The sequence below is a fragment of the Citrobacter sedlakii NBRC 105722 genome (genome assembly GCF_000759835.1).
GTDB classification, from domain to species: domain Bacteria; phylum Pseudomonadota; class Gammaproteobacteria; order Enterobacterales; family Enterobacteriaceae; genus Citrobacter_A; species Citrobacter_A sedlakii.
In genome coordinates, this window is record NZ_BBNB01000002.1 from 301,213 (window position 1) to 313,367 (window position 12,155).

Annotated in this window: 13 protein-coding genes; 7 read left to right on the forward strand and 6 right to left on the reverse strand. The window is 53.3% G+C overall.

Going from position 1 to position 12,155, the window contains the following annotated elements:
- Positions 1–15: 15 nt before the first annotated feature.
- Complete coding sequence (lipA, locus tag CSE01S_RS05810) at positions 16–981, forward strand: lipoyl synthase (RefSeq protein ID WP_042285520.1); 966 nt, start codon at positions 16–18, stop codon at positions 979–981.
- A gap of 99 nt (positions 982–1,080) precedes the next feature.
- Here lipA and tatE read toward each other — a convergent pair whose 3' ends face one another.
- The gene (tatE, locus tag CSE01S_RS05815; RefSeq protein ID WP_042285523.1) at positions 1,081–1,284 is read right to left on the reverse strand and encodes a twin-arginine translocase subunit TatE; all 204 of its coding nucleotides are present in this window, start codon (positions 1,282–1,284) and stop codon (positions 1,081–1,083) included.
- Between the two features lie 128 nt (positions 1,285–1,412).
- Positions 1,413–2,201, reverse strand: coding sequence for a deaminated glutathione amidase (locus tag CSE01S_RS05820; protein ID WP_042285525.1), 789 nt, complete (start codon positions 2,199–2,201; stop codon positions 1,413–1,415).
- A gap of 91 nt (positions 2,202–2,292) precedes the next feature.
- On the opposite strand from CSE01S_RS05820, the gene crcB reads away from it, so the two are divergent.
- Positions 2,293–2,676 carry a fluoride efflux transporter CrcB gene (gene crcB / locus CSE01S_RS05825; protein ID WP_042285528.1) on the forward strand — a complete coding sequence of 128 codons (384 nt, stop codon included), beginning with the start codon at positions 2,293–2,295 and terminating at the stop codon, positions 2,674–2,676.
- A 54-nt stretch (positions 2,677–2,730) separates the two neighbouring features.
- On the opposite strand, the gene cspE is transcribed toward crcB, so the two are convergent.
- Complete coding sequence (gene cspE / locus CSE01S_RS05830; protein WP_000034826.1) at positions 2,731–2,940, reverse strand: transcription antiterminator/RNA stability regulator CspE; 210 nt, start codon at positions 2,938–2,940, stop codon at positions 2,731–2,733.
- 173 nt (positions 2,941–3,113) lie between these two features.
- Positions 3,114–3,677: a lipid IV(A) palmitoyltransferase PagP gene (gene pagP, locus CSE01S_RS05835; RefSeq protein WP_042285534.1), complete on the reverse strand. Its 564-nt coding sequence runs from the start codon at positions 3,675–3,677 to the stop codon at positions 3,114–3,116.
- A 458-nt stretch (positions 3,678–4,135) separates the two neighbouring features.
- Between pagP and dcuC the strand changes: the two genes are divergently transcribed.
- The gene (dcuC, locus tag CSE01S_RS05840; protein ID WP_042285536.1) at positions 4,136–5,521 is read left to right on the forward strand and encodes an anaerobic C4-dicarboxylate transporter DcuC; all 1,386 of its coding nucleotides are present in this window, start codon (positions 4,136–4,138) and stop codon (positions 5,519–5,521) included.
- Between the two features lie 119 nt (positions 5,522–5,640).
- Here dcuC and dpiA read toward each other — a convergent pair whose 3' ends face one another.
- Entirely contained in the window at positions 5,641–6,318 is a 678-nt protein-coding gene (dpiA, locus tag CSE01S_RS05845; protein ID WP_042285538.1) for a two-component response regulator DpiA, read from the reverse strand.
- The gene (gene dpiB / locus CSE01S_RS05850) at positions 6,287–7,948 is read right to left on the reverse strand and encodes a sensor histidine kinase DpiB (RefSeq protein WP_042285541.1); all 1,662 of its coding nucleotides are present in this window, start codon (positions 7,946–7,948) and stop codon (positions 6,287–6,289) included. The genes dpiA and dpiB overlap by 32 nt, the downstream gene beginning before the upstream one ends.
- A 388-nt stretch (positions 7,949–8,336) precedes the next feature.
- Between dpiB and citC the strand changes: the two genes are divergently transcribed.
- Genes citC through citF form a run of 4 tightly spaced genes read left to right on the forward strand, consistent with a single transcriptional unit; the run spans position 8,337 to position 12,154 of the window.
- Positions 8,337–9,413: a [citrate (pro-3S)-lyase] ligase gene (gene citC / locus CSE01S_RS05855; RefSeq protein WP_042285544.1), complete on the forward strand. Its 1,077-nt coding sequence runs from the start codon at positions 8,337–8,339 to the stop codon at positions 9,411–9,413.
- A complete protein-coding gene (gene citD, locus CSE01S_RS05860) occupies positions 9,410–9,706 on the forward strand; it encodes a citrate lyase acyl carrier protein (RefSeq protein ID WP_042285548.1) in 297 nt (98 codons plus the stop codon). The genes citC and citD overlap by 4 nt, the downstream gene beginning before the upstream one ends.
- Positions 9,703–10,611 (forward strand): citrate (pro-3S)-lyase subunit beta, encoded by a 909-nt coding sequence (gene citE / locus CSE01S_RS05865; protein ID WP_042285551.1) that lies wholly within the window; start codon positions 9,703–9,705, stop codon positions 10,609–10,611. The genes citD and citE overlap by 4 nt, the downstream gene beginning before the upstream one ends.
- A 10-nt stretch (positions 10,612–10,621) precedes the next feature.
- Complete coding sequence (gene citF / locus CSE01S_RS05870; protein ID WP_042285554.1) at positions 10,622–12,154, forward strand: citrate lyase subunit alpha; 1,533 nt, start codon at positions 10,622–10,624, stop codon at positions 12,152–12,154.
- Position 12,155 lies beyond the last annotated feature (1 nt).

Consider the following 12,155-nt stretch of genomic DNA (forward strand, 5'->3'; position numbering starts at 1 on the left):
TGGAACACGCACGCTATGAGTAAACCCATTGTGATGGAACGCGGTGTTAAATACCGCGATGCCGATAAGATGGCCCTTATCCCGGTCAAAAATGTGGCGACAGAGCGCGAAGCCCTGCTGCGCAAACCGGAATGGATGAAAATTAAGCTTCCAGCGGACTCCACGCGTATCCAGGGCATTAAAGCCGCCATGCGCAAAAACGGCCTGCATTCCGTCTGTGAGGAAGCCTCCTGCCCGAACCTGGCGGAATGTTTCAATCACGGCACCGCCACCTTTATGATCCTCGGCGCAATTTGCACCCGTCGCTGCCCGTTCTGTGATGTTGCTCACGGTCGCCCTGTTGCCCCTGACGCCAATGAGCCGGTGAAGCTGGCGCAAACCATTGCTGATATGGCGCTGCGCTATGTGGTCATCACCTCCGTGGATCGTGACGATCTGCGTGACGGCGGCGCGCAGCATTTTGCAGACTGCATTACCGCAATCCGTGAAAAGAGCCCAAACATAAAAATTGAAACACTGGTGCCTGACTTCCGTGGCCGTATGGATCGCGCACTGGATATTCTGACCGCCACCCCGCCGGATGTGTTCAACCATAACCTTGAAAACGTACCGCGTATCTATCGTCAGGTTCGTCCGGGCGCGGACTACAACTGGTCGCTGAAGTTACTGGAACGCTTTAAAGAAGCGCACCCGGAGATCCCGACCAAGTCAGGCCTGATGGTGGGTCTGGGCGAAACGAATGCTGAAATCATTGAGGTGATGCGTGATCTGCGCCGTCACGGCGTTACCATGCTCACTTTGGGTCAGTATCTGCAGCCGAGTCGCCACCATTTGCCGGTACAGCGCTACGTCAGCCCGGATGAGTTTGACGAGATGAAAGCGGAAGCGTTGGCAATGGGCTTTACCCACGCCGCCTGCGGTCCGTTCGTGCGTTCCTCTTACCATGCTGACCTGCAGGCGAAAGGAATGGAAGTGAAGTGATTCAGTAACGAATCGTTACATTTCAGCCATAAAAAAAACCCGCCAGTGTGCGGGTTTTTTCTCGTCAGCATAAAACGGATGAGCATCCTGCTCCGGGCATCACTCTTTATGAGAGAGTTTTTCAGCCTGAACGTTACCGTCTACGTCTCTTTTTGCAGTCGCATCGTCATCGTTCATGGCTTTTTTAAAGCCCTTGATTGCCGTGCCCAGGTCTCCACCCAGCGTGCGTAACTTCTTGGTACCAAACAGCAGAACAACCAGTGCGGCAACCACCAGCAGTTTGGTAATACTAATCTCACCCATAAATACCTTCTCGAATTAAAACAGGCAGCAAAGCGTGCCTTGATAACCGGATAACATTAACGGTCATTTGACGCGCGCACACAATAGCAATCTGTAACAAGGTGAATCAAGCAGTGTTTAAAAAAACGTCATAATAATTGCGGTGGCGCAAATCTGCGATTACGTAACACCGGCAACTGCGCGCGCACCTGGCGGATCCGCGCGGCAGAAATCTCCGCCATGATCAGCGCCGGGCACTCTGCCGCCGCCGCGACGATTACGCCAAACGGGTCGATAATCCGGCTCTGACCAATATTTTTATTCCCGCACTCACCGGCAGCGACCATATAACAAGTCGTGTCCAGCGCCCGGGCCGCCAACAGCGTTGACCAGTGGTGCTCTTTCAGCGACCCACGTACCCAGGCAGCCGGAAGTACCAGTACGTCCGCCCCTTGTAGCGCCTGGGCGATCGACAGCTCAGGAAAACGCAGATCGTAGCAGGTCATCAGCCCGACCTTAAACCCTTCCACCTCAATCAGCGGCGCAATCGCCTTTCCGGCGTCGACGTTTCGCGATTCCTGTATCGAAAACGCATCGTAAAGATGCAGCTTAGCGTAGCTCGCCACGATTTTCCCGGCGCGCAGCGCCACCAACGTATTCACCGCGCGTCCGGGAAGCGAAGGAACGTGGATAGTCAGGATAGTGGTCAGGGTATTGTTTGCGCTTTCCTGCAAAAGCCGCTGCAGGAACTCCCCTTCCAGTCGCTGGGCGGATTTAACCGATAAATCGGGATCCGCATCATCGCGCGCCAGCAGCGCTTCTGGCAGAACGAGCAGCGAGACGCCGCGTTTGACCGCTTGCGACATCAACGATACGCAGGTTTCTGCGTTTTCTTCCCATACGGGACTGACGGCAAATTGCCCGGCAGCAGCGAACATACACCCTCCAGTCGGGTTGGTTACACTCGCCAACCCTGGTTATTCAGCGTTACACTCATACCCATTACTCATCAAATAACAGGATTACGCAGTGTTACAACTTCTTTTAGCAGTTTTTATTGGCGGTGGTACAGGAAGTGTAGCGAGATGGATGCTCAGTATGCGGTTTAATCCGGTACATCAGGCGATCCCTGTGGGTACCCTGACCGCGAATTTACTGGGGGCATTTATCATTGGCATGGGACTGGCGTGGTTTAGTCGGATGACCCACATCGATCCTGTGTGGAAAGTGCTTATCACCACGGGGTTTTGCGGCGGGCTAACGACCTTCTCAACCTTCTCCGCGGAAGTGGTTTTTCTGCTTCAGGAAGGACGTGTTGCCTGGGCAATGCTGAATGTGCTGGTCAACCTGCTCGGCTCGTTTGCCATGACCGCACTGGCGTTCTGGTTAGTTACCGCCGCCAGCAGCCACTAAAAATCAAAAAAAACCCGCTGATTAAGCGGGTTTTGAATTCTTGCTGACGTAGGCTTACAGAGCGGTTACGTTTGCAGCAGAAGGGCCTTTGGCACCGTTAGTGATTTCGAACTCTACGCGCTGACCTTCAGCCAGAGTTTTAAAACCATTGGTCTGGATTGCAGAGAAGTGTACGAACACGTCTTTGCTGCCATCTTCCGGAGTAATGAAACCGAATCCTTTGGACTCATTAAACCACTTAACGTTACCTTTAATCTTAGACATCAAAATTACCTTTACATGAAAAATAGACACAAATGCTGTGTCGGGTATCAGTACACCAATTGTGGTACGCTTTGTCCAGTCGAACTTTGGTAAAAAGTGATAAATATCGCGTTATTTTTTAGCATAAGCATATAGCTTATTGTTTTATCTACTCTTTTTAATCACTTATCGCTTCAGAACTGAAAGCGCATCCAGGCAAAATAGACGTTACCATTATTGTAGGTACCGGGGATGTAGGTCATCTGAAACGTTGCCGGTCCGTACCCAATTGACGCCAGCGGCAGCAGCACCGGGACAGGAATGTAATTCCAGTTATCGCGCGCCGTAACGCCTGCGGTAAAGCCCAGCCCCAGTCGGAAGTTATCGTCCGGCAGAGGGCGCCATGTGCTTTCCCAACCATAGCCGCCAATGGGCTCCCATTTATTCCAGGAGTCTTTAAAGGCCATGATATACAGGCCATGCCAGTTTCCTTTTTCATCCCAACGTGACTGACCAAAACCGCCGCCCCACGGACGCTCATTATAACGATCGGTTTTTTCTTTATCGTAAGCGAAACGCGCATGCCAGGTGATCGCAGGAATATATAAATCATAATGTTCCGGCTCCCGCCAGGTCTCCGCGACATTGTCGGTAAACGTCGTAAACCATCCTTTCTCTTCAGCCAATGCCTGCTGTTGCAGGCCGGATTGAATAAAAAGAAAAACAATAAGGAAAAAGAATTTTTTAGCCACCATCACAATATTTATTACCCTGCTTAAGTACAGCTTAAATTGTACCAAAAAAAAGTTTAATGGGACCTTAACAGCGGTGATTTAATCCAGAATCAGATTGTTCTAAGATTTATTTTCACCCAAATACCCTTATTATATTTGGGTATATTTATTGCTGTGTTATCAGCGAGATATCGCTGTTTTTTTGTTCTGCTTCGCGCGATGTTCTCCTGCCCTGCAAATTATTAACATTGATGCATCATAATTTGAACAAATATAAAACAAACACCCATAACAAGGATAAAGGCGGCTAAGATATATTGAACCGGTAGCATTATTGTAAAAAAAGCCGATAACTCAGATTTAATTCGTCTGTTTCTTGATTTTAATCAGCGAGTGTCGCAGGGTTATTCGGCACATTTTTACACCACTTAATTGGTATTTTCTTATTTTCAAATCTGGGTGTCCATGCGACAGGGGAAACAATGTTAACAGTGATTGAACTCCTTATTGGAGTAGTGGTTATCGTGGGCGTCGCCCGCTACATAATTAAGGGATATTCCGCGACCGGCGTACTCTTTGTCGGCGGTCTGGCGCTGTTGATTATCAGCGCGTTGATGGGACATAAGGTTCTGCCTGCCAGTGAATCGACAACGGGTTACACGGCGACCGATATTGTCGAGTACATCAAGATCCTGCTAATGAGCCGCGGCGGCGATCTCGGCATGATGATCATGATGCTCTGCGGTTTCGCCGCCTATATGACCCATATCGGCGCAAATGATATGGTGGTGAAGCTGGCATCCAGGCCGCTGCAGTACATTAACTCGCCTTACCTGCTGATGATTGCCGCCTATTTCGTGGCCTGTCTGATGTCGCTGGCGGTGTCTTCTGCTACCGGCCTCGGCGTACTGTTGATGGCGACGCTGTTCCCGGTCATGGTTAACGTCGGGATCAGCCGCGGCGCCGCAGCGGCAATTTGTGCGTCCCCTGCCGCGATTATCCTTTCGCCTACCTCCGGCGACGTGGTTCTGGCTGCGAAAGCCGCCGAAATGCCGCTCATCGACTTTGCCTTTAAAACGACGTTGCCGATCTCCATAGCCGCCATTATCGGTATGGCGGTAGCGCACTTTTTCTGGCAGCGTTATCTGGATAAAAAAGAAAACATCGCCCATGAAATACTGGACGTGAATGAGATCACCACCACAGCCCCGGCATTGTATGCCATCCTGCCGTTTACACCGATTATTGGGGTACTGATTTTTGACGGCAAGTGGGGACCGCAGTTGCACATCATCACCATTCTCGTGCTGTGTATGCTGATTGCGGCAGTGCTGGAGTTTGTTCGTGGCTTTAATACCCAGAAAGTCTTCTCCGGGCTGGAAGTCGCGTATCGCGGCATGGCGGATGCTTTCGCCAACGTGGTGATGCTGCTGGTGGCCGCAGGCGTTTTCGCGCAGGGTCTGAGCACGATTGGCTTTATCCAGAGTCTGATCTCCATCGCCACGTCGTTTGGTTCGGCGAGCATCATTCTGATGCTGGTGCTGGTCATTCTGACCATGCTGGCAGCGATGACCACCGGCTCCGGTAACGCGCCGTTTTATGCGTTTGTCGAAATGATTCCCAAGCTGGCGCATTCGTCCGGCATCAACCCGGCGTACCTGTCGATTCCGATGCTGCAAGCCTCCAACCTGGGACGGACGATTTCTCCGGTTTCCGGCGTGGTGGTCGCGGTAGCCGGAATGGCGAAAATTTCGCCGTTTGAAGTGGTAAAACGCACTTCCGTACCGGTCATGGTGGGGCTGTTAATCGTGATTATCGCCACCGAAGTGATGGTGCCAGGCACGTCTTCCGCCGTCACTGGCGGCTGATATTATCCGGGGGAGATCAGCGCCGGATAAGACGCGGGGAAATCCCCAGGAGCATAATAACGATGTGACTGGGGTTTTGAGCGTAGCGAACAGTGAGGCAGCGTGAAGGTTGACGTGTATCACCCGTGGTAAATGCGCTGCGGCCGTCCTACCTTTCCATGCACTATTTCCGCTGTAATCAGATGCCGACTGGCGCAATACTCAAGGTACCGTCTGGCAGTGGTTCGGCTGATGGTCAGCGCCTGAGCGACGGTTTCGGCGGTGTGCTGTACCTGTGGGTCGGCGAACAGCTTCTTCACCGCGTTTAGGGTAAGCGCATCAATTCCGGTTGGCAGATCGTCTTTCGGCTCCCCACGGGCATAAGCATTAAACATCTCATCAATCTGTCGCTGGCTGGCGCTGTCATTACCTTCCAGCATCCGTTTGCGCTGCTGGTAGCGCGTCAGAGTCTGTCCCAGTCGCTCATAAGCGATGGGCTTGATCAAATAGTCAAACGCCCCGCTGCGCACCGCTTCCGATACCGTTTCCATATCGCTGGCGGCCGTGGTAAACACTACGCCGCCAGGATAGTGCGACTCGGTCAGCTCGTGCAGCAGGGTGATCCCTTTCCCGTCGGGCAGGTAATTATCCAACAGAATGAGTCCCGGTCTGAAGCGTTCGATCATCATTCTTGCCTGCGCCAGGTTGCCCGCTAACCAGATCTGGTTAAAACCGGGAATATGGCGGATGTATTCTGCATGCATTTCCGCAAGCAGCATTTCATCCTCAACGATTAATAGGGTTAATGGTTCCGTCATTGTTCTTTTTCACTTTCGGAATAAAGAGAGAAAATAGAGTGCCGCAGGGGGAATTGTCTTCCAGCGTTATCATCCCGCCACAGCGTCTCACATAGCTGGCAATCAGATACAGGCCAATGCCGTGCTCACCCGGCTCATCGGTACGGGTGCTGACACCCTGTTCAAATATTTTGTCGCGAAGCTCCTCTGGCACGCCGCAGCCCTGGTCGGCGACTTCTATCACCACCTCGTCACCTTCGTCGCTCAGATACAGTTCCACCACGTTATTGCCTTCCACTGTGCGTAAACTCGCTTCGAAGGCATTATCCAGCAGATTGCCGACAATCGCCGCAAATTCAGTGCTGTCCAGCCCTTGCGGCAGGTGATGCAGTTGGCTGCCAGGGACAATCGTCATTTTAAGCCCCAGTTCACGCGCGCGCTGTACCTTACCAAACAGCAATCCCGCTACCTGGCGGTCGGCAAAGGCGTCGCGCAGACTGTCGATAAGCTGCTGCTGCGCCTGGGACTCGCCCTGCACCATCTCCCTGACCCGATCGTACTCCTTCATCTGTAAAAGGCCATTGAGCGTCGACATCCAGTTAAGATGTTCGTGGCGTAACGTTCTGAGACTCTCTACGTATTGCTTGATCTGGGTTAACTGGGCGTTCAGGGTGGCGATTTCGTCTTTACTGCGAAAGCTGATAATCGCCCCCAGCAGTTCCTCGCCGGAACGGATCGCTTCGCGATTAGCAATCACGCTCAGGCCGTTGAAATTCATCATGACGTCAACGCGTTTTTCAGCAATGCGATCGGTAAAAAAATCGGACGGCGACACCACGTCCTCAATACGCCTGCCTAACCACTGTCGTCCTGGCGAGCGCAGACCAAGCATTTTTCTCGCGCTACGGTTAATCGCCGTGATAAAACCGTCAGGATCCACCGCAATCAGCCCTTCATACACCGAGCTAAACAGCGCCTCCTGCTGGCGCACCACCCGGGCGATCTGCCGGGGTTCCATGCCCATCATCTGACGACGAATATGGGCGGCGAACAGCCACGAAAGTAGCATCAGAACCACCAGCAACAGCACAAACACGCCCGCCATCGGCAGAATAAAGTCCAGCCGCCAGCTGTCTATTTTACTGACCAGATAACCGATGGAGACGACGCCGATAACATTGCCTTCATTATCAAAGATCGGCGTTTTGGCGCGCATGGCATTGCCGATTGAGCCGGTACCAGAGATGAAATAGCTTTCCCCTTTCTCCAGCGCGCCTGGCTTGATGAACTGCATCGGGTAGCCGATTTTTTCCGGGTTCGGGTGATAAAGGCGAACAGAGTTGCGATCGCCAATCACCACGTAGTCAAAGTCCGTGTCGATTTGCAGCTTATCGGCAATGGTTGCCAGTCGCTTGTAATCACGGGTTTTCACCGCCGCAATGATGCTGTCGTTCGCGGCGATGATCTTCGCCTGGTTCATCGCCATATCACGAACGTGGCGGGTCAAATAGTCTTCAAAACTGGCGGAAAAATATTGCGCCAGCGCGGCGATAATGAACACAGAGAAAACCAGAATAAGCAGAAAAATACGCAACGGAAATGCCAGTTGTCGAAAAAAAGAAAACGGCTTTTTATTTTTTTGAACCAACATTGCTGTTCCTTTACCGGCATTATAAACAGAGCACGCACGCTAAATGTAATAAAAATGTTTTACTCCCACGCAAGCGGAATAAGAGTGATCGTTACAGATTCATCACTTTAAATCAATTAAACAACTTAAAACCACATCTCAAATTGTGATTAGAATAATTAAAAAACTTAAAACCATTAAACCCATAAAAACCATCTAAGTGTTTGTGAAATAAATCAAAATTTACCCCCTAAATACTCCTTACGATGTATGTGTTCGGGAGAAAAAGAAATATCTCGTCGCAAAATTTTCTTTTCCTCCAAATGAAAACAAAACGTTATTAAATTGCTTTTTCGTACAACATTCGCCTCAAAACGGCAACAATATAGCTTCTCAGGATGCCTTTACTATGTTTAGTAATAATGTGTTTACACGGGTCAAACGCTCAGAAAATATAAAAATGGCGGCGATCACACAATTCCTGAAAGAGAATGATTTAAGCATCGATACCACCGTGGAGGTGTTTATTACGGTGACCCGTGATGACCGCCTTATCGCCTGCGGCGGCATTGCCGGAAATATCATTAAGTGCGTGGCCATCAGCGAATCGGTACGCGGCGAAGGATTAGCGCTCACGCTGGCGACAGAGTTGATCAATCTCGCTTACGAAAGACATTGCACGCATCTGTTCATTTGCACCAAAACGGAATACGAAGCCCTGTTCCGACAGTGCGGTTTTTCGACCCTCGCCAATGTTCCCGGCATCATGGTGCTGATGGAAAACAGCGCAACCCGCCTGAAACGCTATGCAGAATCGTTAACCCGTCTGCGTCACGACGGTAAAAAAATCGGCTGCATCGTAATGAACGCCAACCCATTCACCAACGGACACCGCTATCTGATCCAGCAGGCGGCGGCGCAGTGCGACTGGCTGCATCTGTTTCTGGTGAAAGAAGACACCTCGCGCTTTCCTTATGAAGACCGGTTCGATCTGGTGATCAAAGGCTCGGCGGATATCCCGCGTCTCACTGTGCATCGCGGTTCCGAATACATTATTTCCCGCGCCACATTCCCGTGTTACTTCATTAAAGAACAGAGCGTCATTAATCACTGCTATACGGAAATTGACCTGAAAATTTTCCGTCAGCATCTGGCGCCTGCCCTGGGAATCACCCATCGTTTCGTCGGAACGGAACCGTTCTGTACCGTCACCGCCCAGTATAACCACGACATGCGTTTCTGGCTGGAGACGCCCACCCTTCCCGCCCCACCGATTGAACTGGTGGAAATAGAGCGCCTGTGTTACCAGGAGACGCCCATCTCGGCCTCGCTGGTCCGCAAGCTGCTGGTTAAAAAAGATCTCACGGCTATCGCGCCGCTGGTGCCGCCTGCCACGTTGCACTATCTGCAACAAATGGCTGAACGTCCCGCAAACGGTGCGACAGTCCGCCAAAAGACCCCCGCATTAGTAACAGGTGAAAAATGAAAATAAACCAGGCTGCCGTCGCAGGCACACTTGAGTCGGGTGATGTGATGATCCGCATCGCCCCTCTCGATACGCAGGAGATTGACCTGCAAATCAATAGCAGCGTTGAGAAACAGTTTGGCGAGGCCATTCGCGCCACCATTCTGGCGGTTCTTGCGCAATATGACGTACGCGGCGTGCAAGTGAATGTCGATGATAAAGGCGCGCTGGACTGTATTTTACGCGCACGACTGGAAGCGTTACTGGCTCGCGCCAGCGGCATCCCGGCCCTGCCATGGGAGGATCGCCAATGATTTCCGCGTCTTTACAACAACGTAAAACCCGCACGCGCCGCAGCATGCTGTTTGTTCCGGGCGCCAACGCCGCCATGGTCAGCAACGCCTTTATTTACCCCGCCGATGCGCTGATGTTCGACCTGGAAGATTCCGTTGCGCTGCGTGAGAAAGACACGGCTCGTCGCATGGTTTACCACGCGCTGCAGCATCCTCTGTATCGCGATGTAGAGACCATCGTGCGTGTCAACGCGCTGGACTCCGAGTTTGGCGTCAACGATCTGGAGGCTGTCGTTCGCGGCGGCGCTGACGTGGTTCGTTTGCCGAAAACCGACACGGCGCAGGACGTTATTGATATTGAAAACGAAATCCTGCGCATTGAAAAAGCCTGCGGCCGCGAACCAGGCAGCACCGGCCTGCTGGCGGCCATTGAGTCACCGCTGGGCATTACCCGCGCGGTAGAGATCGCCCACGCCTCTGAACGCCTAATCGGTATCGCCCTGGGCGCGGAAGACTATGTGCGCAACCTGCGCACCGAGCGCTCGCCGGAAGGCACCGAACTGCTGTTCGCCCGCTGCGCTATTTTGCAGGCCGCACGTTCCGCCGGTATCCAGGCGTTCGACACCGTGTATTCCGATGCCAACAACGAAGCGGGTTTTCTGCATGAAGCCGCGCACATCAAACAGTTGGGCTTTGACGGCAAATCGCTGATCAACCCACGCCAGATTGAACTGCTGCATAACCTGTACGCCCCGACGCAAAAAGAGGTCAACCATGCGCGTCTGGTCGTGGAAGCCGCTGAAGCCGCCGCCCGCGAGGGACTTGGGGTGGTCTCTCTGAACGGCAAGATGGTCGACAGCCCGGTGATCGAGCGCGCGCGTCTGGTGCTCTCCCGCGCAGAACTTTCCGGCATCCGCGAAGAATAAGGCAAAAATAATGACCCAGAAAAACGAACAGTCTCAACGACAGGAACGGGTAACGGCCTGGAGCCGCCGCGCTGAAAGCAACCTGTCCAGCTATAAAAACGCGTCCAAACAGAACCTGCAGGCGCAGAAACCGCGCAACCAAAAGCTGTGCGCAAACCTGGAAGAAGCCATCCGCCGTTCCGGTTTACAGGACGGGATGACCATCTCCTTCCACCATGCGTTTCGCGGCGGCGATCTGACCATTAACCTGGTGATGGACACTATCGCCAGCATGGGCTTTAAAAACCTGACCCTGGCCTCCAGCTCCCTGAGCGACTGCCACGCGCCGCTGGTTGACCATATTCGTAAAGGCGTGGTCAGCCGCATCTATACTTCCGGCCTGCGCGGGCCGCTGGCGGAAGAGATCTCGCGTGGCCTGCTGGCCGAGCCTGTGCAGATCCACTCCCACGGCGGGCGCGTCAATCTGGTGCAAAGCGGCGAGCTGAATATTGACGTCGCTTTTCTCGGCGTGCCGTCCTGCGACCCGTTTGGTAATGCCAACGGCTATACCGGGAAAGCCTGCTGTGGTTCGCTCGGCTATGCCCGGGTCGACGCCGAAAGCGCCAATCAGGTGGTGCTGTTGACGGAACAACTGCTGCCGTATCCGCATAATCCGGCCAGCATCGCCCAGGATCAGGTCGATCTTATCGTTCAGATCGATCAGGTCGGCGATGCCGATAAAATCGGCGCAGACGCCACCCGTATGACCACCAACCCCCGCGAGCTGCTTATTGCCCGCAGCGCGGCGGACGTGATTGTTAACTCCGGCTACTTCAAAGAAGGTTTCTCGCTGCAAACCGGCACCGGCGGCGCGTCGCTGGCGGTCACCCGCTTCCTTGAAGACAAAATGCGCAGCCGCAACATTTGTGCGGACTTTGCGTTGGGCGGCATCACCGCCACCATCGTCGACCTGCATGAAAAGGGGCTGATTCGCAAACTGTTAGACGTTCAGAGCTTCGATCGCAACGCCGCTCAGTCGCTGGCGCGCAACCCGAACCACATCGAAATCAGCGCGAACCAGTACGCAAACTGGGGTTCCAAAGGCGCCTCCGTTGACCGCCTGGACGTGGTGGTGCTGAGCGCGCTGGAAGTGGACACCCAGTTTAACGTCAACGTGCTGACCGGCTCCGACGGCGTGATTCGCGGCGCGTCCGGCGGTCACTGCGACACCGCGGTCGCTGCTGCGCTGTCCATCATCGTCGCGCCGCTGGTACGCGGTCGCATTCCCACGCTGGTCGATAACGTGCTGACCTGCGTCACCCCGGGCTCCAGCGTCGACATTCTGGTGACCGACCACGGCATTGCCGTTAACCCGGCACGACCGGAACTGGCGGAACGCCTGAAAGAAGCCGGTATGAAAGTGGTGCCGATCGCGTGGCTGCGCGAGCGCGCGCAACAGCTCACTGGCGAACCGCGTCCCATCGCGTTCACTGACCGCGTGATCGCCGTGGTGCGTTATCGCGACGGTTCCGTGATTGACGTTGTTCATCAGGTGAAGGAATAAG

Bases quoted from the DNA above. Each gene is read 5' to 3' on its own strand.
- citE (WP_042285551.1), top strand. From the start codon at position 9,703: ATGATTTCCGCGTCTTTACAACAACGTAAAACCCGCACGCGCCGCAGC.
- cspE (WP_000034826.1), bottom strand. From the start codon at position 2,940: ATGTCTAAGATTAAAGGTAACGTTAAGTGGTTTAATGAGTCCAAAGGA.
- citD (WP_042285548.1), top strand. From the start codon at position 9,410: ATGAAAATAAACCAGGCTGCCGTCGCAGGCACACTTGAGTCGGGTGAT.
- lipA (WP_042285520.1), top strand. From the start codon at position 16: ATGAGTAAACCCATTGTGATGGAACGCGGTGTTAAATACCGCGATGCC.
- CSE01S_RS05820 (WP_042285525.1), bottom strand. From the start codon at position 2,201: ATGTTCGCTGCTGCCGGGCAATTTGCCGTCAGTCCCGTATGGGAAGAA.
- citC (WP_042285544.1), top strand. From the start codon at position 8,337: ATGTTTAGTAATAATGTGTTTACACGGGTCAAACGCTCAGAAAATATA.
- dpiB (WP_042285541.1), bottom strand. From the start codon at position 7,948: ATGTTGGTTCAAAAAAATAAAAAGCCGTTTTCTTTTTTTCGACAACTG.
- citF (WP_042285554.1), top strand. From the start codon at position 10,622: ATGACCCAGAAAAACGAACAGTCTCAACGACAGGAACGGGTAACGGCC.
- dpiA (WP_042285538.1), bottom strand. From the start codon at position 6,318: ATGACGGAACCATTAACCCTATTAATCGTTGAGGATGAAATGCTGCTT.
- tatE (WP_042285523.1), bottom strand. From the start codon at position 1,284: ATGGGTGAGATTAGTATTACCAAACTGCTGGTGGTTGCCGCACTGGTT.
- dcuC (WP_042285536.1), top strand. From the start codon at position 4,136: ATGTTAACAGTGATTGAACTCCTTATTGGAGTAGTGGTTATCGTGGGC.